This window comes from Deinococcus multiflagellatus (assembly GCF_020166415.1).
GTDB lineage: Bacteria > Deinococcota > Deinococci > Deinococcales > Deinococcaceae > Deinococcus > Deinococcus multiflagellatus.
Map to the genome: position 1 here is coordinate 1 of NZ_JAIQXV010000033.1, position 24,941 is coordinate 24,941.

The following is a 24,941-nucleotide window of genomic DNA, read 5'->3' on the forward strand; positions in this document are numbered from 1 at the left end:
GAGCTGTTCCACCGGCCCCAGGGCCACCACGGTCAGGCGGTCCAGCGGGCAGCGCTCTAGGACGTCTCGCACCGCTTCCGGGGTCACCGCCTCGTAGCGCGCCACCAGTTCGGCGGTGTCGGGCGTGCGGCCCGTAGCCAGGTGCTCCATGCCCAGGGTAAAGAGGCGGCCCTGTGGGGTTTCAGCGCGCAGCAGGGTGCCCACCGCCAGCTTGCGCGCCGCGCGGCGCACCGCCTGCGGGGTGATCAGGGCCTCCGCCTCACGCAGCACCCGGCGGTAAATCGCCAGGGCTTCGGGCGCGCGCTCGGGGTCGCAGCTGAAGCCGCCCTCGAAGGTGCCCGCGTCCTGGTACTCCAGGTGACCCAGGTCGGCGCTGTCGCACAGGCCAGTGTCAATCAGGGCCCAGTACAGGGCGCCGTTCTCGCCGCCGATCAGGTCGGCCAGCACCTGTGCGGCCTCGCGCAGTGAATCGGCGGCGCCCAGGCCGGGGCAGGCACTCGCCACATGCACGCGGCTGAGGTCTGGGTCATGCAGCACCCGGACCCCCTCGGGGTGGGCGGGCACAGCGGGCGTCAGGACCGGGGCTGGCAGCCCGGTGGGCCAGCGCTGCAGGTGCTGCTGGGCCCAGGCCAGCACCGTCGCCGGGTCAAACTGCCCGGTCATCACCAGGGCCACCCGCCCAGCGCCGTAGCGCTCGCGGTGGTGGCGGGCCAGGGCGGCGGCGTTCAGGGCGCCCACCGTCTCGGGCGTGCCCAGAATCGGGGCGCCCAGGGGGTGGGGGCCCCAGTAGTCGGCGCGCAGTTCGTCGGCCAGCCGGGCGGCGGGCTGGTCGGCGTACATGGCAATTTCTTCCAGAATCACGCCGCGCTCGGTCTCCACGTCGGCCCCCCGCAGGGCAGGGCGCATCAGCTCGGTCAGGGTGGACAGCAGGGCGCCCGTCTGCTCGGGCAGCGTGGCGGCGTGGTAGACGGTGGCTTCCTCGCTGGTAAAGGCGTTCACCTGCCCCCCCAGTTCGTCAAGCCGGGCGTTCAGTTCGGCGGCACTAAGGGCCTCGCTGCCCTTGAACAGCAGGTGTTCCAGAAAGTGGCTGGCGCCCCGTTCGGCGCCCTTCTCCTCGCGGCTGCCGGTCTGCACAAAGTAGCCGGCGGCCACCGTCTGGGCTTCGGGGTCGGGGGCCAGCAGCAGACGCAGGCCGCCCGGCAGGGTGTGGGACACGAAAGGCAGGGGTTCAGGCATGGGTGGGTTCCAGGGGAAGGGGGGCAGCCGGGCCCAGGGTCACCACGGCGGCGGCCTGCGCTGGGTGGTAGGCCGCCAGGAAAGCATTCACGCGGTCGAGTGTAAGGGCCTGAATCGCCGCGCGCAGGGCCACCACCGGGCGCACGGCACCGAACAGCGCCACGTCGCGCGTCAGGGCGTGGGCGCGGCCCCGCAGACTCTCGGCGCCGAACACGAGGTTGGCGGCCAGCCCGGCGCGGGCGCGCTCGAATTCGGCCTGTTCCAGGCCCCGGGGCAGGCGGGCCAGTTCATCCTGCACCACCGCCAGGGTCTCGGCGGCGCGGGCGGGGGTGCTGCCCGTATACACGCTCAGAAAGCCCTGGCCGCCCAGAATCACGGGGCCCGCGCTGACCGCGTAGGCCAGCCCGCGTTCCTCGCGCACGGCATGAAACAGGCGGCTGGCGCTGCCGCCGGACAGGGCATTCAGGGCCACCTGCCAGGGCAGCCAGTCGGGGCTCTGGGGGGAGACGCCGGGGGCCAGCAGGCTCAGGTGGGTCTGCTCGGCCGCCTCGTCGGGCACGTGGGCGCGCTCACCGCGCACGAAGGTGGCTGGCACCGTGTCGTCGTGGCCGGGGCGCAGGGGGCCCAGCACCGTCTGGGCCAGGTCCAGCACCGCTTCGGGTGGCAGGTCGGCCACCACGCCCAGCACGGCGCCTGCCTGCCCGTAGCGCGCGAGGTGGGCGCGCAGGGCCCCGGGGGTCAGCGCACTGAGGCCCGCCAGCGTGCCGCTGACCGGGTGGGCGTAGCCGGCAAAGGGCGAGCCGGGCGGGCGCGGAAAGGCGGCCTGCCGGGCGCTTGCCGCCAGCCGGTCGGCGGGGCTGTCGTCCAGGCCTTCCAGGTCCTGCCGGGCCAAATCGGTCAGCACCGGCAGCTCGGCGTCCGGCAGTTCGGGCTGCGTCAGCACGTCGGCGCACAGGGCCAGGGCCGCGCGCAGGTCGGCCTGCAGACCACTCACGCTCAGGCGGGTGGCCTCGGGGCCCACGCCGCCGCCCCGGCGCACGCCCAGGTCGTCAAAAGCGTCTTGCAGCGCGCGCGCTCCCCGGCCCCCGGCGCCCTTGAACAGCCACTCTTCCAGCACGCCGCCCGCGCCCTCCAGACCCACCGGGTCGTGGGCGCTGCCCACGGGCAGGCGCAGATCAAAGGCAAAACCGGGGCTGCGGCGGCGCTCGAAGGCGAGGCGCAGGCCACCCGGGAGGGTCCACAGGTGGGCAGCGGGGGAAGACGCGGGCATCCGGCCATTCTACCGCGCGCCGCGCTCTGGCCGCCTGCCCGGTCGGGGGCCTACCCGGCGGCGGGCAGCAGCCAGCTGGGGCTAGCGTCACGCGGCTGCCCCTCCCCTGGCGCGCCCGGCGTCCTGGGGGCTCAGGGCCTCCACGGCCGGGGGGCGCAGCGCTCCAGCTACCTGCCCGGCCTCAGCGGCCGAGGTGGCGGGCAACAGCCCAGCGACTTCTTCGCCGCCGCACCCTCTTTGCCCGCTGCGGCGCCGCTGGGCCTGACAGGGGCTGCGCCTCTGCACTGGCCACCGTGCCCGGCCCACTGGGCAGGGCCAGCGACGCCAGCAACAGAAGAAGCGTGGGCGTGGAGGCCAGCATGCTGGGGGCCTGCGGCGGGACCGGGGGAGCAGGCCGCCTCAGATGTTGATGTTCTCTTGAGAAGGCCGCAGACCCAGCCATTGGGCCCCTGGGGCCGGGTGTCTCTGCAACTTTTGCCAGTGTCGGCAGGGCGCCGCGTACGCCATGCTGCCCCCATGCGGCGGTGGGGCAGGGCAGTGGTGCTGGCGGCTGTGCTGGCTGGCGTTCTCGTGTGGCTGTGGCCGCTGCTGCAGCGGGCCGGGCAGGTCTCGGCGCTCCTCTCGGCCCCGGCACCGGCCGCGCGCAGCCTGCCCAATCCGCTGCCCGGACAACGCTTTGAAGACACCTGGGGCGCGGCCCGCAGTGGGGGCCGGCGCCACGAAGGGATTGACATCTTCGCGCCGCGCGGCACGCCCATCCAGGCCACCACGCGTGGGCTGGTGATCAACGTGGGTCCCAACGGTCTGGGGGGCCGCACGGTGATGGTGCTGGGCCCGGCCGGGCAGCGCCACTACTACGCCCACCTGGAGCGCTACCCGAACCTGAAACGCGGCGACTGGGTGCAGGCCGGGGACGTGGTGGGCTTCGTGGGCGACAGCGGCAACGCACGCGGGACCCCGCCCCACCTGCACTACGGCATCTATACCCCGGGCGGCGCCATCAACCCCTATCCCCTGCTGCGCCCCGAGCCCTGAAGAGATTTTTTCCTGTCCAGATCGGCGTTTTTCGGGTTAACGCTGCATTAACGTGGGGTTTTTTACAGTGGGGGTACAGAAAACGGGTTGGGGGTGCTGGGGAGAGCGCTTCTGACCTTGTGGACTGAGCCGGATGTGCAGTTGGCAGCGGCGAAGCGGGACCCGACCGGCCGGCCCCACGTGCTTTGCCCACCACCCACCCCATCACCGCTGGCCTGCGGCGCAGGCCCACAACCTTCGGAGGGAAGATCATGAGGAAAATTGCACTGCTGGCCCTGACCGCCGCCCTTGGCACCGCTGCTGCTGCGGGAGGCACCCAGACCACCCCACTGAAGCTGAAGGTGGACAACGTGTGCGTGACCGCCTACAGCGGCTTCGACGGTGAATCGCGCAACATGACCTGGGGCAGCCTGGACCTGGGCAAGATCAACGCCGTGAGCAGCGTGACCGCCTCGGCGCGCGTGCTGGCCGTGGACTGTAACTACAAGACGGCCCTCACGGTGACCCCGCCCACCTCCATCACGCTGACCAGCGACAAGGGCGACACCTTCAAGATCAACAACGCCGCCTGGGACCTGGGTAACCCCCTGTCGGTGCAGTTCCGTGAAGACGGCAGCTTCACCCCCAACTGGGGCTATGGGCCCTACCAGTACTACGCCTGGACCGCTGACTTCAAGCTGGGCGGGCCTGGCAGCGGCTACGGCAGCGCCTGGTCCATCCCTGGCGGCAGCTACACCGGCAGCCTGGACATGACCTTCGAGTACAACGAGTAATCGCCCCACGTTCCGACGCACAACCTGGCCCTTCCGGCGCCAGGTTGTGCGTCTCTCTAAGGAGCCCCCATGCGTATTCGCCCCCTGATTCCCCTGCTGCTGCTGGGCACTGTGGCCAGCGCCGCCGCCGCCCCCGGCACCTCGACTGCTGGCTGCCAGATTGCCCAGCTTGCGGCGGATCTGGGGCCCTACCGCGCTCCCACCGGCGCGCGCGGCACGGTGGTTTTCCGGGTTGATTGCCCGGGCACCGGCCGCTACGCGGTCACCCTGAGTACCCCCAACGGCCCACTCAGTGGCCCGGTGGCGCAGGTGCGTTTGCGGGGCAAGTGGGGCGAAGCGCAGGCGCTGCTGACCATGCCCTTGGACCTCACCGTCACGGGGTCTCGCACCTTTAATCTGAGCGTGCAGGTCATCCCTGGGCAGTGGCAGTTGGCGGGCGGCGACTACGAAGTGCCCCTGACTGTCAGCACCAAGCGGCTGGACGTTCCGCCTGCAGGAGACACCCCATGAAGCGCTTTGCCCTTGCCACGCTGACCCTCCTGGGCGCAGCAGCAGCCCAGAATTTCAGCCTCAGCCCCACCGCCTTTAACCTGGACCCGGCCCGCACCAACACCGCGCAGGTGCGCCTGCAAAACCCCGGCAGCACGCCCCTGAAGTTTCAGGTGGAGGTGCGCAAGTGGACCACCGAGAACGGCCAGCACGTGTACTCGGCCACGCGGGACGTGGTGGTGAACCCGGCCAGCTTTACGCTGGGGCCCGGCGAGTCGCAGGTGATTCGTCTGGGTCTGTTGAAAAAAGCGGGCGCCGACGAACTGACCTACCGGGTGTTCGTGCAGCAGGTGCCCGCCGAGGGCACCGCGACCCAGCAGGTGAGCAGTGGCTCGGCCAACATGAGCTTGGCCCAGCTGGTGCGGCTGTCACTGCCGGTGTATGTCACGCCGGCGAACAGCGCGCCCAAGGTCAGTTTTCGGGCACGCCAGAACGGCGGCGACCTCACGCTGGACGTGGTGAACGCGGGCAACCAGCACCAGACCTTCCGCGCGCTGTCGGTGGTGGTGGGTGGCCAGGAAGTGAAGCTGGGCAGCGCCGCTGTGCTGGGGCGCAGCACCCTGAGCCTGCCGCTGAAAGGTGTGAAGGCCAGCGGTCCACTGGAAGTGCGCTACACCGACACGAACGATAAGGAAGGGCGTGAAACGCTTCCGCTCCCCTGAATGGCGCCGCGCCGCTTGGCTGCTGACAGCGGCGCTGACCACCCCGGCCGGCGCCCAGACGTCTGCCGGGGGCGCTGCTTCGGCCCCCACACCCTCGCCCTGCGCCACGGCCCCCACCTTTGTGGACACCGTGGTCAGCGGCGAGGCGCGCGGCGGCGCCCTGATTCTGGTGCGGCCTGGCGACCTGTGGATCGCGCCCTCTGTGCTGCGCGACTCGGAGACGGGGTACATCGCCGAGCGGGTCACCTGCGACGACGGCCCGTTTGTGCGACTTGACCCGCGCCTGGAAGCCCGCTACAACGCCGCCGAGCTGACCCTGGACATCCGGCCCCGGCTGGACCTGCTGCCCGGCAACACCATTGACCTGGGGGCCCAGGCTGAGGCCGCAGGCGCCGGGGGCCCGGCCCTGCCCCTGGTGACCCTGAGCACCCGCGCGGGGATCAACCGGCTGCCGTCCCCCACCCCCGAGACGGGGCTGGCCTTGCCCGCCACCCTCAGCCACACCGCCACTGTGCGCGCCGGGGTGCAGGTGGACCGCGCGCAGGCCAGCGCCTCGATCAGCGAGGCCGGCACCTTCACCGGCGGCCAGAGCCGCATGCAGTGGCAGGGCGAGGCCCAGGCCACCTATGACCTCAGTGAGCACCTGTCAGCGGGTGTGCAGGTGTATGGCCGCCTGGCCGACGGGCAGGTGCTGCTGGACCCGCAGCGCATCAGCGGCCTGCGCCTGAGCGCCGGGGACACCCGCGCCTACCGCCTCCCCGAGGTCGTGGTGCCGCTGCCCCTGGACGCCGACGTGGACCTGGTGGTCAACGGCGAGGCCGTGCCGCGCCTGCGGGCACGCGCCGGCAACCTGGTGCTGCGCAACATTCCGGTGACTTCGCCGGAAGGCACCCTGGAATTCACCATTCGCGACGGTGCGGGCCAGCGCACCCAGGTGCGGCGCTACACCGCCGCTGAAGTCGTGGTCACCGCCCACGCCCTGGCGGCCCAGGCGGAGGCCGGATGGCTGGGCACGCGGCCGGCGGCGCGCGCCACCGCTGTGTATGGCGTGACCGACCACTGGAGCTTGTCGGGGCAGGCCGCCGTGACCACAGAAGCCTGGAGCGTAAAGGCGGGCGCGCGGTACGTGGACACACAGCTGAATGCAGGCCTGAGCGCCGAATACGACACCAGTCGCCCCGAGGCCGCCGCCCTGAACGCCGACGCCACCTATGTGCAGGGCGTGTGGCGCGTGGCCTCGACGGCGCGGGTGCTGCCCCTGAACCTGAAGGCCAGCGCCGTGGGCGCGCAGGTCACCTGGACCCAGCCGCGCTACAGCCTCACCGGGCGCGTGGAAACGGCGCCGGCCAACGCCCAGTACCTGGCCGGACTCACGGTGAACCGCCGCGTCAGTGACCAGCTGGCCGCCACGGTGGACGGCAGCTTGACCTCGGTGGGGGGCCAACTGGGCTGGAAGGTGGGTATGGCCCTGACCTGGAACCCAACCCCCACAGTGAACGTGGTGACCGCCGCCGAATCGCAGAGCACGGCCCAAGGCGGAGCCCTGAGCGGACTGCGCACCCAGGTGCGCTACCAGCCCGCCCCCAACCACACCCTGAGTGCGGCGGCGCAGCTCAACACCGCCCAGGACCGCTCGGCCCGCCTGACCTACGAATACGACGGCCAGGTGCGCCTGAATGCCAGTGCCGCCACCAGCGGCGAATGGTCTGCAACCGGCGAAGCGGGCTTGGCCTGGGTGGGCGGGCGCGTCTATGTGACGCCCGACGAACCCGGACCCGGCGTGCTGGTGCGCGCCGGCGTTCCCGGGGTTCCCCTGCTGATCAACAACACCCCGGTGATGACCGACGCGCGGGGCGAGGCCCTGGTGCTGCTGGGTGCAGGCCAGCGGTCGGTGAGCGTGGTGCCCAATTTCGACCGCCTGCCCGTGACCATCAGCGTGCGTGAGGAACGCCGCGACCTGACCCTGGCGACCCACGGCGTGACGGTGCTGGACTGGAGCAAGAACTTCGCGCGCTTTGCCTGGGTGCGGCTGCTGCACCCCGACGGCACGCCGCTGAAATACGCCCGCCTGAACCTGAGTGGCGACCCCACCACCGACGACGAGGGCTGGGCCCTGGTCCCCGAGTTCAGCGCGCCCCAGACCGTGCAGGTCACGGAAGAAGCGCCGGACGCCCCGCCCTGTCAGGCCGCGCTGGTCCCCGGCACCGAAACCGTCACCTGCGTGCCCACCCCTCCAGCCGCGCCCTGATCGCCGGCCACTCGGCCGCCACAATGGAATACATCACCGTGTCGCGCTGGGTGCCGTCCTGGCGCGGCATGTGCTGGCGCAGCACGCCCTCGCGCACGGCCCCCAGCCCTTCAATGGCCCGCTGCGAGCGGGTGTTCAGAATGTCCGTCTTGATCTCCACGCGCAGCATGCCCAGATCCTCGAAGGCGTGGGCCAGCAGCAGGCGCTTGAAGGTGCGGTTGGCAGGCGTGCGCATGTGCGCCGGCGCCAGCCAGGTGCTGCCGATTTCCAGGCGCTTTTGCTGGGGGCGCATCTCCATGTAGCGGGTGGCGCCGGCGTACTCGCCGTTTACCAGGGCCACGAAGGGCTGCTGGTCCTCGGCCTGCAGCGCCGCCGCGTAGTACCGCGCCAGGGTGGGCGGCGTGACCATCTGCGCGTATTCGTGGGCGCTGGCCTGCGCCAGGGCCAGCAGCGGCGCGCTGTCGGCCTCCCGTAGCGGGCGCAGGGTGTACGGGCCGTCCGAGAGCGTCAGGTCGTGGTGCATAGGGCGACTGTACGGCGTGGGAACGGAGGAATGGGGCAGGGTGTCGAGGCAGCCAAGGGGAAAGAGGGGGTTCTGGGGAGGCCAGCTGAGACGGGCTAAAAAGGACTTGCTTTCCCCATGTTCCCCTCTCCCCTGGTGGGAGAGGGAGGGAGGAGCGGAGCGACGGAAGGGTGAGGGGGCCACCGGGCGGCCCGGCCTCCATTGAGTGCCGCCTGGGCCCCCAACCCTGCTCTCCTTCATGTACGGCCCAACCCCCCTTGTCTGACCCAGCCCAAAAGACACCACCACTCCGGCTTGACAGCGCTTTCAAAGAGGACTACGCTGCCCTTACCTCTCAAGTCCTCTTTCGCAGACGGCCGCGTCTGCGCGCCTAAGGAGCTGTCTGCCTGTGCTCGAACCAGTCACCCTGGCCCAAGTGGCGCGTGAAGCGGGCGTTTCGCCCAGCACGGTGTCACGCATTCTGAACGGCACCGCCAACGTGGCGCCGGACAAACGGGTGCGGGTGGAAGCGGTGATTGCGCGGCTGAATTTCCGGCCCAATCCGCAGGCGCAGGCGCTGGCGGGCGGGCGCAGCCTGAGCATCGGCGTGGTCACGCCCAGCCTGCACTCCACCTTTTACGGCGAGGCCCTGACCGGCATCGAAGCGGCGCTGAACGACACGCCCTACCACCCCATCGTGATCAGCGGGCAGTGGCGCACCGAGCGCGAGCAGGAAGCCCTGAATGTGCTGCTGGCCCGCCGGGTGGACGCCGTGATTCTGCTGGGCGGCATTCTGGACGACGAGGTGCTGCGTCCCCTGGCCCAACGCGTGCCCATGATCGCCGTGGGGCGCGAGGTGCAGGGGCTGTCCGACAGCTGCATCGTCATGGACAACGCCCTGGGCATGCGCCTGATCGCCGGGCACCTGCTGGACCTGGGGCACCGCGAGTTCGCCTATATCAGCGGCGCCGAGCGCCAGAGTGACGCCGTGGAGCGCAAGAACGCCTTTCTAGGCTGCCTGCAGGACGCCGGGCTGAGCATCCACCCCGACCTGATTCAGGTGGGGCAGTACCTCGAAGACGGCGGGCAACAGGCCGCGCAGCGCCTGCTGGACACCGGGCGGCCCTTCACGGCCCTGGTGTGCGCCAACGACCAGATGGCCCTGGGCGCGCGCCTGACCCTGTACCGCGCCGGACTGCGGGTGCCGGACGACGTCTCCTTGACCGGCTTTGACGACGTGGTGACCTCGCGCCTGATGACCCCGCCCCTGACCACCGTGCGCCAGGCCATTTACGACATCGGCGTGAGCGCCGCGCAGGAAGCCCTGAAGCTGCTGGACGGCCAGCCCGCGCAGCGGCACGTCTTTACCCCCGAACTGGTGATCCGCGAATCCACCGCCCCGCCCCGGAGCCGACCATGACAGGCCCCGCTGGTTAGCTCTTCCCTGCCCCGCACCGGGCCCAGATGGCCCCTTCTTTCGCTCCAATCTGAAAGCGCTTTCAAAACCCTCTGGAGGTTTCTATGAACAAAGGTCTTGTGTCCGTTCTTGCCGCCGCCCTGCTGCTGGGGCAGGCCCACGCCCAGGAAAAGGTGACCCTCACCGTGGCGGTCTTTCCCAGCCTGGACAGCTCGATCAAGGCGATTTTGCCCGCGTGGCAGAAGAAATACCCCAATGTCACGATCAACATGCAGGCGCAGCAGTACGCCGACCACCACAACGCCATGACCACCGCGCTGGCCACCGGGCAGGGTCTGCCCGACGTGATGGCCATTGAGGTGGGCTACGTGGCCAAATTTGCCGAGGGGCAGGGCCTGGAAGACCTGAACAAGGCGCCCTACAACGCCGCGGCGGCCAAGAAGCTGTTCACGCCCTTTACGATTGCGCAGGCCACCAGCAGCGACGGGCGCTTTATCGCCATGCCCACCGACATCGGCCCCGGCACCTTCTTCTACCGCAAGGACGTGCTGGACAAGGCCGGCGTGAACCCGGTGAACATGCAGCGCTCGTGGGAGTCCTACATTGCGGCCGGCAAGACCATCAAGGCCAAGACCGGCGCGTATCTGGTGAACACGGCGGCCTCGGTGTACGGGATCATCATCCGCACGAACCTCAAGCCCGGCGAAGGCATTTACTTCGACAAGGGCAACAACCTGCTGGTGGGCCCAGACAATGCCCGCTTTGTGCGCGCCTTTACCCTCAGCAAACAGATCCGCGACGCGGGCCTGGACGCCAAGGTGGGCGAGTGGACCAACGAGTGGTATGACGCCTTTAAAAAGGGCACGGTCGCCACGCAGTTTTCCGGCGCGTGGCTGCAGGGCGCCCTGCAGAACTGGATGGCCCCCGACACCAAGGGCCTGTGGCGCGTGCAGAACCTCCCGGAGCGCTCCTTTGCCTCGTGGGGCGGCACCTTCTACGGCATTCCCAGCAAGGCCAAAAACAAGGGGTGGGCCTGGGAATTCATCAAGTTCATGACCATGAACCAGAGTGCGCAGATCGCCGCCTTTGAGGACAACGGCGCGTTCCCCGCGCTGGTCTCGGCGCAGAAGGACAAGGTGTTCAGCGAGCCGGTGGACTTCCTGGGCGGCCAGAAAGCGCGCGTGCTGTGGCGCGACGCCGCCGCCAAGACCCAGCCCATTGACGTGAACAAGTACGACTCGGTGGCCGACCAGATCGTGCAGACCGAGCTGACCAACGTGCTGGAAAAGGGCAAGGACATCAAGCAGGCCCTCTCCGACGCCCGCGCCCAGATTCTGCGCCGCGCCCGGTAAGCACCCCCCGCCCCCCTTCCTGGCCGGCAGGCGCGCGTGCAGGTGACCGGCGCGCCCCTGCTGCCCCCCCCTCCCCTTCCAAGGACCGCCATGTCACACCGCCTGCCCGCCCCCGCCCGCGCCCGGCTGAGCTACGCGCGTTTGCAGCAGCGTTTCGCGCCGTACGTGTTTGTCAGCCCGTTCTTTCTTCTGTTTCTGGTGTTCGGGCTGTTTCCGCTGCTGTTCAGCCTGTTCCTGGCCTTTCACCTCTGGAGCCCCTTAGACGGTCTGGGCCACTGGAAGTTCGTGGGCTTCGAGAACTTCGCGCTGGCCCTGGACCGCCAGGACCAGTTCTGGACCACGCTGAAGAACACGGTGTGGATTGGCCTGCTGGCGGGGGTGCCGCAGCATCTCGCAGCGCTGCCGCTGGCCTTTCTGATTCACCAGAGCCTGCGCCGCTACCAGAGCACCCTGAGCACGGTGCTGTTTCTGCCGTACATCACCAACGCCGTGGCAATTGCTATCGTGTTCGCCACGCTGTACTCCGAGCGGCTGGGGCTGCTGAATTACCTGCGCGGGCTGGTGGGCCTGGACCCGGTGCGCTGGCTGGGCGACCCCAGCATGGTGCCGTATTCGGTGGCGGCGGTGGTGTTCTGGCGCTACCTGGGCTGGAACGTGGTGCTGTACCTCTCGGGGCTGCAGGCCATCAGTGAGGATGTGTACGAGGCCGCCACCGTGGACGGCGCGGGGAAATGGCAGCAGTTCTGGTACATCACGTTGCCGCTGCTGCGGCCCATGATGTTCTACGCCTTCACCCTGACGATTGTGGGCAACATGCAGCTGTTCGAGGAACCGTTCATGCTGCTGGGTGACGGCGGGGGCAGCAGCGGCGCGGGCCTGACCACCGCCATGCACATCTTTAATACCGCCTTCCGCGACCTGGATATGGGGTACGCCTCGGCCATGAGCTGGCTGCTGTTCCTGGCGATTTTTGCCCTGAGCATGGTGAACAACGTCCTGTTTTCACGCGGAGGTGAGCGGTGACCAGTACCCCGGTTCGCGCGGCGCCCGCTGTGGCCCGCCCCAGGCGCCCGCTGCGGGGCTGGCGCCGCCTGCCCCTGTGGCTGCTGATGGGGCTGGTGTGTTCCCTGTCGGTGGTGCCCTTTTACCTGATGTTCGTGTGGGCCTCGCAGCCCAGCGCCGAAGTCTTTGCCTTTCCGCCGCACCTGTGGTTTGGCCCGGCCTTCGACGACAACCTGCGCGGCCTGCTGCAGGTCACAGACGGCAAGGCGCTGCGCCACTTCTGGAACTCGCTGTACCTCGCGCTGGTCGCCACCGCCACCACCCTGTTTTTCTGCTCGCTGGCCGGCTACGCCTTTGCCATGTACAACTTCCGGGGCCAGCGGGCGCTGTTCGCCTTCATTCTGGCCACCATGCTCATTCCGCCGCTGGTGATGGACATTCCCAGCTTTCTGGTGATGAACAACGTGCTGGGCTGGGTGGGCGAGCCGCGCGCCCTGTGGGTGCCGGGCATGGCGAACGCCTTTGGCATCTTCCTGATGCGCCAGTACATCGCCTCGGCCCTGCCCCGCGAACTGATTGAAGCCGCGCGCATCGACGGCGCCACGGAGTTCGGCATCTACCGCCGGGTGGTGCTGCCCCTGATCCGGCCCATTCTGGCCACGCTGGGCGTGGTGACGTTCGTGGGCGCCTGGAACAACTTCAAGGGCGCGCTGATCATGAAACTCAGCGAACCCGACACCATGACCCTCCCCCTGAGCCTGCGCCGGCTGGGCGGCGGCGCCACCAACGTCAACGTGGACTGGGGCGCGATCATGATGCTGGTCGTGATCACCGTGATTCCGCTGGTGATCGTGTTTCTCTTCGCCAGCCGTCAGGTCATCAGTGGCCTGACCAGCGGGGCGGTCAAGGACTGAGGCGCCCCCGCCTCTGGCCCCCAGCAGGCGGGTGAGGCGCCCTGTGCACCCGCCTGTCTCTGCCCCCCCAACTGAATCGTTTTTGGAGGTGACCGGATCAGCCTTCACCGCCCGGCCTCTCCCCTTTGACTCCTCTTCTGCCCACAGCGGGCCCCATCCAGCCCTTCGCCCGCTGTGTCCGACCTCCTTTCCTGCCTGTTTCCACGGAGTTTTTGCATGAGCAACCACACCCCTGACCCTGCGCGTTTTCCGGCCCGTTTTACCTGGGGCGTGGCCACCAGTGCCTACCAGATCGAGGGCGCCGCCCATGAGGACGGCCGGGGCCCCAGCATCTGGGACACCTTCTGCGCCGCCCCGGGCAAGGTGCGCGGCGGCGACACCGGCGACGTGGCCTGCGACCATTACCACCGCCTGCCGGAAGACCTGGACCTGATCCAGGGGCTGGGGGTCAATGCCTACCGCTTCAGCGTGGCGTGGCCGCGCGTGCTGCCCCAGGGGCGCGGCGCCGTGAACCGGGCCGGGCTGGACTTTTACGACCGGCTGGTGGACGGCCTGCTGACCCGGGGCATTGTCCCCTGGGCCACGCTGTACCACTGGGACCTGCCGCAGACCCTGGAGGACGAGGGCGGCTGGCGGGTGCGCGGGGCGGCCGAGGCCTTTGCCGAGTACGCGGGCGTGGTGGCGGGCGCGCTGGGGGACCGGGTGCGGCACTTCATCACCCTGAACGAGCCGTGGTGCTCGGCGTACCTGGGCTACGGCAACGGCGTCCACGCGCCGGGGGCCAGTGACTTGGCAGACAGCTTTGCCGCCTCACACCACCTGCTGCTGGCCCACGGGCTGGCGGTGCCGGTGATCCGCGAGGCCGCGCCGGGCGCCCAGGTGGGCATCACCCTGAACCTGCACCACACCTACCCCGCCAGTGACAGCGCCGCCGACCACGCGGCGGCCCGGCGGGGCGACGGCTTTCAGAACCGCTGGTATCTGGACCCGCTGTATGGGCGCGGCTACCCGCAGGACATGGTGCAGTTGCTGGGCGAGGCCAGCCCCCAGGCACGCGGACTGGTGCGGCCCGGCGACGAGGACCGGATCGCCGCGCCCACCGACTTTCTGGGCGTGAACATGTATTCCCGCGCCGTCATGCAGGACGCCCCCGGCGAGGGCTGGCTGCACGCCCGCCAGATTCGCCCGGAAGGCAGCGCCTACACCGGCTTTGACTGGGAGGTGGCCCCGGACAGCCTGACTGACCTGCTGGTGCGCCTGCAGCGGGACTACGCCCCCGGTGCCATCTACATCACCGAAAACGGCTCCACCTACCCCGACACCGTCAGCGAGGACGGCACCGTGCACGACGGCGAGCGCACGCGGTACCTGGAAAGCCACCTGGCGGCCATGCAGGCGGCCATGTCCCAGGGCGCGAAGGTGCGCGGCTACTTCGCGTGGTCGCTGATGGACAACTTCGAGTGGGCCGAAGGCTACGACAAACGCTTTGGCATCGTGCATGTGGACTTTGACACCCAGGCGCGCACCCTGAAGCAGTCGGGGCGCTGGTACCGGGATTTCCTGGCCCAGGCGCGGGAGACCGTGCCGGTATGAGCGGGCGGCCGACTCCCGCGCCCACCCACCGGAACAGACCCGGCGGGGTCACGCCACCCTCGTCTTGCCACACGGCTCGGCTTGAACCCTTGGGGCCACGGTTCCGCACGCGCGGGCTAAAGTGCGGGCTGGCCCTGGCGCTGCTGAGCGCCAGCCTGGGCTCGGCGGTGGGCGCGGCTCCGGCGGGGTGGCTGGACCCGGCGGCGGCCGAGGCCCAGGCGCGCGCCCTGCTGGCTGGGCTGAGCCTGGACGAGAAGATCGGTCAGGTGACCATGGCGCATGTGTTCCGCTTTACCGAGGGGGGCCGCAGCGGGCCCCTGGCGGCCACTGCGGCCCAGACCTTTGGGGCCCTGAAGCCGGGCAGCGTGCTCAACGGAGGCGGCGACACCCCGCAGCCCAACACGCCGCGCGGCTGGGCCGACTTTCTGCGGGCACTGGACGCGGTGGGCCGGGCGGCCGGGCCCCGGAACATCCCGGCGGTGTTCGGCACCGACGCGGTCCACGGGGTGAACAACGTTCCGGCCGCCACGCTGTTTCCGCACAACATCGGCCTGGGGGCCACCTTCAGCCCAGCCCTGACCGAGGCAACCGCGCGCGCCACCGCCCGCGACCTGCGCGCCCTGAACGCCGCCTGGACCTTTGCCCCGGTGGCCGATGTGGGGCGCGATCCCCGCTGGGGCCGCTTCTACGAGACTTTTGGCGAGGCGCCGTGGCTGGTGGCCGACCATGTGGCGGCGGCGGTGACAGGCCTGCAGGACGAGGGGGTGGCCGCCACGCTGAAGCACTTTGCGGGCTACGGTCTGGGCACGCTGGGCCTGGACCGGGGCAACGCGGAGCTCAGCCCCCGCACCCTGCACGAAACGGTGCTGCCCCCCTTTCAGGCCGGCATTCGCGCCGGGGCCCTGAGCGTGATGGCCAACAGTGGCAGCGTGAACGGGGTGCCGGCGCACGCCTCGGCCGCCCTGCTGACCGGGGTGCTGCGCGGCGAACTGGGCTTTGGCGGGCTGCTGGTAAGCGACTGGAACGACATTGACCGGCTGGTGGGCACCTACCGCACCCACGCGGACCTGCTGCGGGCCACTGCCGCCAGCGTCAACGCCGGGCTGGACGTGTACATGGTGCCCAACACCGTCGAGGCGTATGGGGCCGCCCTGAAAGAGGCCGTCACCTCGGGCCTGGTCACTCAGGCCCGGCTGGACGAGGCCACCCTGCGCGTGCTGACCTTCAAGGCGCGCCTGGGCCTGCTGGACGGCCCCCTGGCAGGCAGCGGCGAACTGGGCGACCACCGCGAACTGGCGCGGCGCGCGGCGGCGGCCAGCCTGACCCTGCTGGAAAACCCACGCGGCACCCTGCCGCTGCAGGGCGGGCGCGTGCTGGTTACCGGGCCCGCCATGGACAGCGCCGCCCTGCAACTGGGCGGCTGGAGCGTGAACTGGCAGGGCGTGGGCCGGGGCAACGTGAACGACGTACCGCGCGTCAGCACGCTGGCGGTGGCCCTGAAAGCGGGCGCCCCGGCGGGCGTTACGGTCAGCGCCCTGCCGGAGAGCAAACGCCCGGCGCTGCTGACAGCAGCAAAGCAGGCCGACACGGTGATCGTGGCCCTGGGCGAGCCGCCCGCCGCCGAGTGGGAGGCGAACAACCCTGGCCTCAGCCTTCCCGCCGAGCAAGTCACGCTGCTGCGCGACCTGATGGGGACCGGGAAGCCCGTGGTGGCGGTGCTGATGGCCGGGCGGCCCATCGTGCTGCCCGCCGACCTGCGCGATGAACTGGCCGCCCTGGTCATGGCCTACCTGCCGGGCAGCGAGGGCGGCGCCGCCCTGGCCGACGCCCTGTATGGCCGCGCGGGCTTTCCGGGCCGCCTGCCCTTCACGTGGCCGGACACCGCCGCGCAGGCGGGCCTCACCGCCGACCGGCCACCGGAAGGGGCCGGAGAAGCGCCGCAGCCGCTTTATCCCCTGGGCCACGGCCTGGATTACACCACCTTCGCGGCGCGGGGCCTGACAGCCACGGCCAGCGCGGCCGGCGTGACCGTCAGCGCCGAGCTGAGCAATACCGGTTCGCGGGCGGGCACAGCCACGTTCCTGGTCCGGGCCGGGTTGCCGCCGGGCGGGGCCCTGCAGGCGGTCGCCCGCCCGGTGGCCGCGCTGCAGGCGGCCCTGAAGGCGGGCGAGACCCGCCGCGTCACGGTCACGGTGCCGGGGGAGCGCCTGCAGAGCTGGGGGGGCGATGTGTTTGGGCCGGGCCGCTGGCAACCCCTGGCCGGCGCGTACCGCTTCTCGGTGGGGGACGCCCGCGCCGAGGTCACCCTGCCCTGAACGGCCCCTCGCCGCCTAGAGCGGTTGACCAAAGAACCCCCTCACCCCTCGCGGCGCGAGGCCCTCTCTGCGGTGCAGCTCTTCGAGTCCCACGAGGGGCGAGGGTCGAGACCCAACATCCTCTTCAGGTCATCTGCTCTAGGTGGGGCATGAGGTTCACCCCAGTCAGCACCGCCGTATGGCTGCTCCGGCTGAGGCGCACCGTGGCGAAGGCTGTGTCCCCGAACGCGAACCAGCCCCGCGCGCTGTGCAGCAGTTCCCGCAGCAGGGTGTTGCCAAAGCCGCCGTGGGTCACCAGCAGCACCCGCTCGCCCCCACCCTGCCAGACCCGTTCCAGCGCCGTGAGCGCGCGGGCCCGAATGGCGCCCTGGCTCTCGCCGCCCTTGGGGGTAAAGGCGTCCAGGTCGTGGCGGAAGGCAGGAATGGGATAGCGGGCCAGGGCCTCGTCTCGCTTCAGGCCGGCCAGGGGACCGTTGTCCCACTATTGCCCACAGAGACGCGCCACCAGATCAAGAGAGGTGAGGGGCCGCCCCCGAACCTGCGGCCACTGTCTCCCGAAGGAGATCGGTGGGGGTCAAGGGAAGGCCCAGGGCATCTGCGACGATCTGGGCTGTTTCGTGGGCCCGATGCAGGGTGGAGGCATACACCCGGTCAAATCCCGGCGGGTGGGCCTGCCAGTAGGCCGCGAGCGCCTGGGCCTGCGCCTGCCCCTGGGCGGTCAGGGGTGAATCGTAGCGGCCTTCATGCACGCCCTCGTCGTCGGCGCGGCTGCGGCCGTGGCGCAGGATGGTGAGGTGCAGGTGGGTCATTGCAGAACCTTCTGAACATGCAGGGCGGTAGAGCCACTGCCGTCGGTATAGGCGTGCTCGTCCTGGTGGGTGGGCGGAAAGCCTTTCGAGCGGGAAAGGGGAGTGGCCGAGGTCCAACCCGCCCGGGTGGTGAGCACCAGCCGCCGGGCACCCCGGGCACGCGCCTCGGCTTTCAGCTGTGCCAGCAGCCCCTGCGCCAGGCCACGCCCGCGCCAGTCGGGGTGGACCGAGACACGCTCAAGGCGCCACGTCTGACCCTCTTCGGGGCTCACGGCGCCGCAGCACACCGGTTGCCCCTGGACCGTGCCCACCAGCAGCAGGCGCGGGGCGGCAGAGGTGTCCGGCAGGCCCGGCACGTCGCCCAGATATTCCTCGCGCAGCGGATCAAAGCGTTCCCGCAGCCCCGCCAGAAGCAGCGTGCGGGTGGCCAGCGCGGTGCGGGGCGACACCGGGGCAAACTCGATCATGCCCGTTTCACCCCCAGCACCACGCGCTCGCGGCGGCTGACTTCCAGTTCACTGCAATTCAGGGCCGGGTGGCTGAACAGGGCGGCGCGCAACGGGTCGCCGCCCCGCAGCGCTTCGGGCAGGTGTGCCGGCGGACTGAAATCGTCCATGACCAGCAGGCCCCCGGGGGCCAGGGCGGCCACCAGCTGCCCCAGCGCCTCGCCTTCGCCCTTGGCCGCGCGGCAATCGGCAAACAGAAGGTCAAAGGGCCCCTGAGCCAGCGCGCCGGTCCAGTCGCCGTGCAGCACCCGGGCGCGCGGGTCGGGGGCCAGGACGGCCCAGGCGGTCTCGGCACGCAGGGGGTCGGCCTCTACGGTCAGCAGGCGCGCGGAGGGGTCCATGCCGGCCAGCAGCCACGCGGCGCCTGCGCCCACCCCACTGCCCAGTTCCAGCAGCCGCCCGCCCGGCTTGCTGGCGGCCAGGGTGCGCAGCAAGCGGCCCGTGTCCAGCGAACACGAGTCCTGGATGTGCAGCCGCGCGGCTTCTTTCAGGGCGGCCGTGACCAGCGGGGGCACGTCCAGGCCGCTGGGTAACTCGCCGCGCGCCGCCAGCACCTGCCGCAGTTGCACGTCATCGGCCCAGGGCAGTGCCCGGGGATTCACCCAGGCCACCGGGCGGCCTTCGGGGCTGGGGTCCAGGGCCAGCAGGCGCAGCGGCCAGCACTCGGCGTCCGCGCCGCTGGCCCCGGTCAGAGGGACGGGTTCGCCCGCCACCTCGGTGTGGGCGCCGGTTTCCTCCCAGGCTTCCCGCATGGCCGCCTGCGCGCCGCTCTCGCCGGGGTGGACCCCGCCGCCCGGCAGGGTCCAGCCGCCCCAGGCCAGGCCCACCATCAGCACATAGCCGTCCTCCCGCTCAATCCAGGCGCAGGCGCGGCCCACCCGGTCGGCCCCGGGCGAGAGGTTGGCAAACCGGGGCGCGCTCACGCCAGGACCGCCAGCGCGTCGGCCAGTGGGGCGCGGCGATCCCGCAGAGCCCGCAGGGTGCCGGCCTCATAGAGCGCCTCGGCCAGGGCCACGTCGTCGGGGTGGGCCGCCGCAAAGCTGTGCAGCACCGCGCCGCGCTCGCCCCTGCCCTCTTCCACGATGGCGTGAACCATCAGCCGCAGGGCCAGCCGCTGCACGGCCTCGGGGGCCCGGCCCACCCGAATGCCTTTTTTCTGCACGTAGGCGTCGGCCGTCAGCAGGCGGGTGCAGCCGCCCCAGGGGTCCGGCGCGGCGTAGGCCACCGCGCGCAGGCCGCTCATGGCAATCGCCCCGGCACACTGCGGGCAGGGCTCCACCGTGGTCAGCACCGTCCAGCTCTGGCACTCCGGGCGGGGCGTGCCCGGCAGGTTCAGCAGCGCATTGATCTCGGCGTGCGCCAGCTCATGCCCGCTGATCACCCCGTCCACCCGCCGCTCCTCACCCAGCCGGTTGCGCCCCCGCGCCAGCAGCTGCCCACCCCCATCCACGATCACCGCCCCAATGGGATACGAGCCGTGTAAGTAGGCGTCCCAGGCTTCCGCAAGCGCGGCCTGCCAACCACCTATCAGTGGATCATGGAGCGTGGTGTGTGGGTCGTGGGCTTTTCCCACTCCCCACGGCCCACTCCCCACTTCCCCCTTCACAATTCCCCCCGGTGCCGCTCAATCAGATCATCCAGCGCCTCGCGCAGCAGGCTGGCCTCGGTGCGGCCCAGGGCGCCAGACAGCTTGGCAAGGCGTTCCAGCTGGCTTTTGGGGTAGTAGTTGCTTTTCAGCACCATCTTGCTTTCCACGTAGATGCAGGCCCGCGCGCGGCCCTCGCGTTTGGCGCGGATCATGGCCTCGTCGGCGGCGCGTTTCAGGTCCTCGTAGGTGGTGGCGTGGGCCGGGCGGGCGGCCAGCCCCACGCTCAGGCCCAGGCTCTTGGGCCACTGCGGATCCCGGTGAATGTGAAAGTGCTTGATCACCTCGTCAAAGAGGATCAGGGCGGTTTCGGCGGCCGTCTCGGGCAGGATGACGGCGTACTCATCGCCGCCAATGCGCCCCACAATGCTGCCGCTGGGCAGGCTGCCGGACAGCAGCCGCTCTACGTTCCGCAGCACCCGGTCACCCTCGCTGTGGCCCAGGGTGTCGTTCAGGGTCTTGAAGTGGTCCAGGTCCAGCACGGCCAGGGTCAGGGGCGCGCCCCGGAGGGCATGAAAGGCGTCTTCAAAGGCGGTGCGGCTCAGGGTGGCGGGGCGGGCAGCCATAGGGAACCTCCAGACCTGCGGGGAGCAGGTCAGCTGTGTATTGGTGCCATACATATATATGTTGGAAGCAATAGGACGCAAGCGCATATGCGGATTGCGCGTGCTGGCGCGCCTTGAGCGCACCACGCTCAGATTCCCAGATTCGAGGATTTGACAATTTTCTTACGGGAGGACTAGTCTTGCGTGCGGAACGGCAAAAACCCGCCGGACTCTGCCGGTGGGTGGCCCCACACACCCCACTTCACAGGAGGACACGACATGCTGAAACCTTTAGGTGACCGCGTTCTAGTTGAAATCATCGAGGAAGCCGAGCAGAAGACCGCTGGCGGCCTGTACGTCCCCGACACCGCCAAGGAAAAGAGCCAGCGCGGCAAGGTCATTGCCGTGGGCAGCGGCAAGATGCTGGACAACGGCACCCGCGTGGCGCTGGACGTGAAAGAAGGCGACACCGTGTACTTCGCCAAGTACGGCGGCACGGAAGTCAGCCTGGAAGGCAAGAACTACTCGATTCTGGCCGAGCGCGACATCCTGGCGATTGTGGAATGAGGGGCGCGGGGCGTCTGAGCTGGTCACACGCCCCCCCACCCCTTGCTTCGCAAGGCCCTCCCCCACGGGTGGGGAGGGAACAACAGGAACAACAAAGGGCTTAGACCCTTTGACTCTTCGACCCTTAGACCTTCAAAGGAGAATCCATCATGGCTAAACAGCTCGTGTTTGATGAAGCCGCCCGCCGCAGCCTGGAACGCGGTGTGAATGCCGTCGCCAACGCCGTCAAAGTGACCCTGGGGCCGCGTGGCCGCAACGTGGTGATCGAGAAGAAGTTCGGCAGCCCCACCATCACCAAGGACGGCGTGACCGTTGCCAAGGAAGTGGAGCTGGAAGACAAGCTGGAGAACATCGGCGCCCAGCTGCTGAAGGAAGTCGCCAGCAAGACCAACGACATCACGGGTGACGGCACCACCACCGCCACCGTGCTGGGTCAGGCCGTGGTGAAAGAAGGCCTGCGCAACGTGGCCGCCGGCGCCAACCCCCTGGCCCTGAAGCGCGGCATTGAAAAAGCCGTGGCGATTGCCATCGAGGAAATCAAGGCCCTGGCCGTGCCCGTCGAGGACAGCGACGCCATCAAGAAGGTTGCCGGCATCTCCGCCAACGACGAAGCCGTCGGCCAGGAAATCGCCAGCGCGATGGACAAGGTGGGCAAAGAAGGCGTCATCACCATCGAAGAGTCCAAGGGCTTTGACACCGAAGTGGACGTCGTGGAAGGGATGCAGTTCGACAAGGGCTTTATCAACCCCTACTTCATCACCAACCCCGAGAAGATGGAAGCCGTCCTGGAAGACGCCTACATCCTGATCAACGAGAAGAAGGTCAGCAACCTCAAGGACATGCTGCCCATTCTGGAGAAGGTCGCCCAGACCGGCCGTCCGCTGCTGATCATCGCCGAGGACGTGGAAGGCGAGGCCCTGGCCACCCTGGTGGTCAACAAGCTGCGCGGCACGCTGAACATCGCCGCCGTGAAGGCCCCCGGCTTCGGTGACCGCCGCAAGGAAATGCTGCGCGACATTGCCGCTGTGACGGGCGGCGAAGTGGTCAGCGAGGACCTGGGCCACAAGCTGGAAAACGTCACCATGGACATGCTGGGCCGCGCCGCGCGCATCCGCATCACCAAGGACGAAACCACCATTGTGGACGGCAAGGGCGAGCAGAGCCAGATTGACGCCCGCGTCAACGCCATCAAGGGCGAACTGGAAACCACCGACAGCGACTACGCCCGCGAGAAGCTGCAGGAGCGCCTCGCCAAGCTGGCCGGCGGTGTGGCCGTGATCCGCGTGGGCGCCGCCACCGAAACCGAACTGAAGGAAAAGAAGCACCGCTACGAAGACGCCCTGTCCACCGCCCGCTCGGCCGTGGAAGAAGGCATCGTGGCCGGCGGCGGCACCACGCTGCTGCGCATCATCCCCGCCGTCAAGAAGGCCGCTGAAGGCCTGACCGGCGACGAGGCCACCGGCGCGCGCATCCTGATCCGCGCCCTGGAAGAGCCCGCCCGCCAGATCGCCATGAACGCCGGCGAGGAAGGCAGCGTCATCGTGAACGCCGTGATCAACAGCGACAAGCCCCGCTTCGGCTTCAACGCCGCAACCGGCGAGTACGTGGACGACATGGTGGCCGCCGGGATCGTGGACCCCGCCAAGGTGACCCGCACCGCGCTGCAGAACGCCGCCAGCATCGGCGCGCTGATCCTGACCACCGAAGCGATTGTCAGCGACAAGCCCGAGAAGGAAAAGGCCCCCGCAGGCGGCGGCGCCCCTGACATGGGCGGCATGGATTTCTAAAGAGGGTGATGGTTGACCGTCCAAAGGTGATGGTCAACAGCGGGGAGGGCCGGAGTCTTGTACTTCGGCCCTCTCCCATTTAGGGTGCCCACATGGACTTCAGCGCTGCGAGCTTCTTTCTCGATGTTGTTGTCGCTCTCCAAAATTACCTGCCGAGGACTCAGCCGGCGGATCGTCGCATAATCCTTGAAAAATTCGAGAGGGCACTTATCGAAACAGAAATTTATATCAAGAAGATTGAGCGCGCCTCTGGAGAGGATGATCATATGAACGCAAAAAAGGAGCATAGAGACTATGAGAAAGAGGCGGATTTGGCACGTTATTGGAGGGCCGCTGCCATATCTGCCCGAAGTATAGAACGGTCTCTAGACTCATTGGCCTACCAAAAAAGTCTGTTCTGGCTAGATAGGGATAATTGGACCAGGGCTCAAGTAAATCGAAATGGCATCGCTATAAGTGATGCCAGAGCCACTATTCAAGCGATGAAAATTCAGTAAACTGACCGACCAGCACTCTCTTTCTATATCGGAGTTGAGGCGACCAACTGGCAGGCACTTGCACTCTCCTTCACCGAATTTCACGGAGGGCTGTGAACTGCATGAACCGGGTTTTCGGCAACCTGACTACCAGTCAAAACTTTTGGGAGAGCGGGGATGGAGCCGACGAGCAGCAAGCGAATCCAATCACAGATCGAGTCAGAAACGTTCGCGCATCCAAAAGTCTGGCTTCTTGTCAAGCTGGAGGATTTGAGGTGGTCATTGACTTAATCTGAATCCACGGCAGAAGCATCGCGCTTAGGTGGGTTGTCCCAAACTTGGCATTTTATCGACCTCATATAGTCAGTCAAGATATTCAGATACGGCTGATGTCTGGGAAGATGACGAGGGCTTGGTCTCGATCAAGCAGATCACTGGGGTTTTTTGGAGTCCAATCTACGACGCAGCCATATGTGCTCGTCACTTCAATCTGTGCAACCCTTGCTAACAGTTGAGCCAATTGTGCAGCATCAAGGTGATCGACTTCAGCGACATCTAGTTCCCTAAAACTATCAAAACTGTAGAATACGAGATTGACGCCAAATACACCGGAGCCGCCCGCAGCACTCTTTAGTGAACCACCTGCCAGCTCTTTGCTTTTTAAGATACTTTCCCAAGTATTAAATACCTTATTTATGTCTCTATAAACGGCAGAAATATACTCAACACGATATCCTTCCCACGCTGGCTGTGCAGCCAGCAATGACGGTACAACATCTCGCTTAAATGAGCCAAGCGTACGATTTCTAAGAGCCTGATTCGTGATCGACTGATCGAATGATCCTCGATAATCTCCAGGCCACACCTTCTCTAAAAAGCTCCGCATTCCATTTTCACCATGCAAAACCAAGGTGATTTTCATGGCATAGCCTTTGAAAACGTAATGATTTAGAAAGTAGTTGGTAATTGGAATCCAGAGGATATTGAAAAAAAGGCACATGACAATGAGGCCAACGAGATCCGAGCCTGGGAAAACCCTTCGCCCGAAGACCAATAAGATGATGAGTGGCAAAAGGTAAAAACCGAATCTCACCAACTGCCGTGCCCTCGCCGAATAACCATCATTTACCATCTTGCTCGATAAGCTATCCCAGTAGCTGCTCCCTTAGGAACCAGTCTGACCTGTTGTTTCGGTGATCTGAACTCTCTAACCGAACTAAAGTTCGACATCAGCGTATGAAACGCCCCTGACTACCCGTCAAAACTGGGCATGAGGGCCTGAAGTGCCCGCCAGGACGAAGGCGACGGGTGGAGCAGGAGATCTTGGAGATGATCGAGACCCAGTCGGAACACGGACACCGTGCGGTGTCCGTGTTTCTTGCGTTTCACGGGCTGTCTGGCAGCCAGGAGCTGGCCTGTCACACAAGCCCAGATGAAAGCAGCCGACACACAGGTGAGCAAGGTCGAGACGCGCTCTGCCTGGGTCAGACCCGTGTCTTCGAGATGAAAGCCTCGGCTTTTGAGGGCTGAATGCAGGTTTTCCGCCTGCCAGCGCTGCGCGTAGCGGCGGAGATTCTTTGATGCGTGGCCCCGGTAGGCGAGGTACAGAACCTCGCCAGCCGCATTCTTGGTGGCACACAGGCACAAGGACACGCCGTAAACCACCATCCGGCGGTGCCAGCGGCGAATCTCACCGGTCTGAAGCTTTTTGAAGCAGGCCCAGACCGGTAGCTTGCCA

Annotated in this window: 24 protein-coding genes and 1 pseudogene; 14 read left to right on the top strand and 11 right to left on the bottom strand. The window is 68.0% G+C overall.

Annotation, left to right across the window (positions count from 1 at the left end):
• Window positions 1-1,236, bottom strand: a 1,236-nt coding sequence (locus K7W41_RS22415; RefSeq protein WP_224612708.1) for a M16 family metallopeptidase, incomplete at its 3' end; no start/stop codon positions are given.
• A complete protein-coding gene (locus K7W41_RS22420; RefSeq protein WP_224612709.1) occupies window positions 1,229-2,506 on the bottom strand; it encodes a M16 family metallopeptidase in 1,278 nt (425 codons plus the stop codon). The genes K7W41_RS22415 and K7W41_RS22420, both read right to left, overlap by 8 nt.
• 516 nt (window positions 2,507-3,022) lie before the next feature.
• Between K7W41_RS22420 and K7W41_RS22425 the strand changes: the two genes are divergently transcribed.
• From K7W41_RS22425 to K7W41_RS22445, 5 genes are all read left to right on the top strand, one after another.
• A complete protein-coding gene (locus tag K7W41_RS22425) occupies window positions 3,023-3,541 on the top strand; it encodes a M23 family metallopeptidase (protein ID WP_224612710.1) in 519 nt (172 codons plus the stop codon).
• A 251-nt stretch (window positions 3,542-3,792) separates the two neighbouring features.
• On the top strand, window positions 3,793-4,314 hold the full coding sequence (locus K7W41_RS22430) for a hypothetical protein (RefSeq protein WP_224612711.1): 522 nt from the start codon (window positions 3,793-3,795) through the stop codon (window positions 4,312-4,314).
• A gap of 69 nt (window positions 4,315-4,383) precedes the next feature.
• On the top strand, window positions 4,384-4,824 hold the full coding sequence (locus tag K7W41_RS22435; RefSeq protein ID WP_224612712.1) for a hypothetical protein: 441 nt from the start codon (window positions 4,384-4,386) through the stop codon (window positions 4,822-4,824).
• Window positions 4,821-5,525, top strand: a complete 705-nt coding sequence (locus K7W41_RS22440; protein ID WP_224612713.1) for a fimbrial biogenesis chaperone — start codon at window positions 4,821-4,823, stop codon at window positions 5,523-5,525. The genes K7W41_RS22435 and K7W41_RS22440 overlap by 4 nt, the downstream gene beginning before the upstream one ends.
• Window positions 5,503-7,773, top strand: a complete 2,271-nt coding sequence (locus K7W41_RS22445; protein ID WP_224612714.1) for a hypothetical protein — start codon at window positions 5,503-5,505, stop codon at window positions 7,771-7,773. The genes K7W41_RS22440 and K7W41_RS22445 overlap by 23 nt, the downstream gene beginning before the upstream one ends.
• Here K7W41_RS22445 and K7W41_RS22450 read toward each other — a convergent pair.
• Complete coding sequence (locus K7W41_RS22450; RefSeq protein WP_224612715.1) at window positions 7,739-8,296, bottom strand: GNAT family N-acetyltransferase; 558 nt, start codon at window positions 8,294-8,296, stop codon at window positions 7,739-7,741. The genes K7W41_RS22445 and K7W41_RS22450 overlap by 35 nt on opposite strands.
• 388 nt (window positions 8,297-8,684) lie before the next feature.
• Here K7W41_RS22450 and K7W41_RS22455 point away from each other — a divergent pair, with 388 nt between their 5' ends.
• From K7W41_RS22455 to K7W41_RS22480, 6 genes are all read left to right on the top strand, one after another.
• Complete coding sequence (locus K7W41_RS22455) at window positions 8,685-9,695, top strand: LacI family DNA-binding transcriptional regulator (RefSeq protein ID WP_224612717.1); 1,011 nt, start codon at window positions 8,685-8,687, stop codon at window positions 9,693-9,695.
• Between the two features lie 101 nt (window positions 9,696-9,796).
• Complete coding sequence (locus K7W41_RS22460; protein ID WP_224612719.1) at window positions 9,797-11,044, top strand: ABC transporter substrate-binding protein; 1,248 nt, start codon at window positions 9,797-9,799, stop codon at window positions 11,042-11,044.
• 90 nt (window positions 11,045-11,134) lie between these two features.
• The gene (locus K7W41_RS22465; protein WP_224612722.1) at window positions 11,135-12,067 is read left to right on the top strand and encodes a carbohydrate ABC transporter permease; all 933 of its coding nucleotides are present in this window, start codon (window positions 11,135-11,137) and stop codon (window positions 12,065-12,067) included.
• On the top strand, window positions 12,064-12,960 hold the full coding sequence (locus tag K7W41_RS22470) for a carbohydrate ABC transporter permease (RefSeq protein WP_224612724.1): 897 nt from the start codon (window positions 12,064-12,066) through the stop codon (window positions 12,958-12,960). Before K7W41_RS22465 ends, K7W41_RS22470 begins: the two co-directional genes overlap by 4 nt.
• Window positions 12,961-13,176: 216 nt before the next feature.
• Entirely contained in the window at window positions 13,177-14,553 is a 1,377-nt protein-coding gene (locus K7W41_RS22475; protein WP_224612726.1) for a GH1 family beta-glucosidase, read from the top strand.
• An 89-nt stretch (window positions 14,554-14,642) separates the two neighbouring features.
• Window positions 14,643-16,868 carry a glycoside hydrolase family 3 N-terminal domain-containing protein gene (locus K7W41_RS22480; RefSeq protein WP_224612727.1) on the top strand — a complete coding sequence of 742 codons (2,226 nt, stop codon included), beginning with the start codon at window positions 14,643-14,645 and terminating at the stop codon, window positions 16,866-16,868.
• Between the two features lie 124 nt (window positions 16,869-16,992).
• On the opposite strand, the gene K7W41_RS23650 is transcribed toward K7W41_RS22480, so the two are convergent.
• From K7W41_RS23650 to K7W41_RS22505, 6 genes are read right to left on the bottom strand one after another with little or no spacing between them, the layout of a single operon-like run.
• Window positions 16,993-17,334: a histidine phosphatase family protein gene (locus tag K7W41_RS23650; protein WP_318010936.1), complete on the bottom strand. Its 342-nt coding sequence runs from the start codon at window positions 17,332-17,334 to the stop codon at window positions 16,993-16,995.
• A gap of 43 nt (window positions 17,335-17,377) precedes the next feature.
• Window positions 17,378-17,677 carry a histidine phosphatase family protein gene (locus K7W41_RS23655; protein WP_263490033.1) on the bottom strand — a complete coding sequence of 100 codons (300 nt, stop codon included), beginning with the start codon at window positions 17,675-17,677 and terminating at the stop codon, window positions 17,378-17,380.
• Window positions 17,674-18,144 carry a GNAT family N-acetyltransferase gene (locus tag K7W41_RS22490; protein ID WP_224612728.1) on the bottom strand — a complete coding sequence of 157 codons (471 nt, stop codon included), beginning with the start codon at window positions 18,142-18,144 and terminating at the stop codon, window positions 17,674-17,676. Before K7W41_RS22490 ends, K7W41_RS23655 begins: the two co-directional genes overlap by 4 nt.
• Window positions 18,141-19,106, bottom strand: a complete 966-nt coding sequence (locus K7W41_RS22495; RefSeq protein WP_224612729.1) for an NUDIX domain-containing protein — start codon at window positions 19,104-19,106, stop codon at window positions 18,141-18,143. The genes K7W41_RS22490 and K7W41_RS22495 overlap by 4 nt, the downstream gene beginning before the upstream one ends.
• A complete protein-coding gene (locus tag K7W41_RS22500) occupies window positions 19,103-19,756 on the bottom strand; it encodes a nucleoside deaminase (RefSeq protein ID WP_224612730.1) in 654 nt (217 codons plus the stop codon). Before K7W41_RS22500 ends, K7W41_RS22495 begins: the two co-directional genes overlap by 4 nt.
• A 29-nt stretch (window positions 19,757-19,785) precedes the next feature.
• A complete protein-coding gene (locus K7W41_RS22505) occupies window positions 19,786-20,394 on the bottom strand; it encodes a GGDEF domain-containing protein (RefSeq protein ID WP_224612731.1) in 609 nt (202 codons plus the stop codon).
• A 258-nt stretch (window positions 20,395-20,652) separates the two neighbouring features.
• On the opposite strand from K7W41_RS22505, the gene groES reads away from it, so the two are divergent.
• From groES to K7W41_RS22520, 3 genes are all read left to right on the top strand, one after another.
• Window positions 20,653-20,940 carry a co-chaperone GroES gene (groES, locus tag K7W41_RS22510; protein WP_221091337.1) on the top strand — a complete coding sequence of 96 codons (288 nt, stop codon included), beginning with the start codon at window positions 20,653-20,655 and terminating at the stop codon, window positions 20,938-20,940.
• Window positions 20,941-21,089: 149 nt separating this feature from the next.
• Window positions 21,090-22,727, top strand: a complete 1,638-nt coding sequence (gene groL, locus K7W41_RS22515) for a chaperonin GroEL (RefSeq protein ID WP_221091336.1) — start codon at window positions 21,090-21,092, stop codon at window positions 22,725-22,727.
• A 92-nt stretch (window positions 22,728-22,819) separates the two neighbouring features.
• Window positions 22,820-23,224: a hypothetical protein gene (locus K7W41_RS22520; protein ID WP_224612732.1), complete on the top strand. Its 405-nt coding sequence runs from the start codon at window positions 22,820-22,822 to the stop codon at window positions 23,222-23,224.
• A gap of 355 nt (window positions 23,225-23,579) precedes the next feature.
• On the opposite strand, the gene K7W41_RS22525 is transcribed toward K7W41_RS22520, so the two are convergent.
• Complete coding sequence (locus tag K7W41_RS22525; protein ID WP_224612733.1) at window positions 23,580-24,125, bottom strand: hypothetical protein; 546 nt, start codon at window positions 24,123-24,125, stop codon at window positions 23,580-23,582.
• A 329-nt stretch (window positions 24,126-24,454) separates the two neighbouring features.
• A pseudogene (locus K7W41_RS22530) lies at window positions 24,455-24,941 on the bottom strand (IS4 family transposase); the annotation flags it as partial.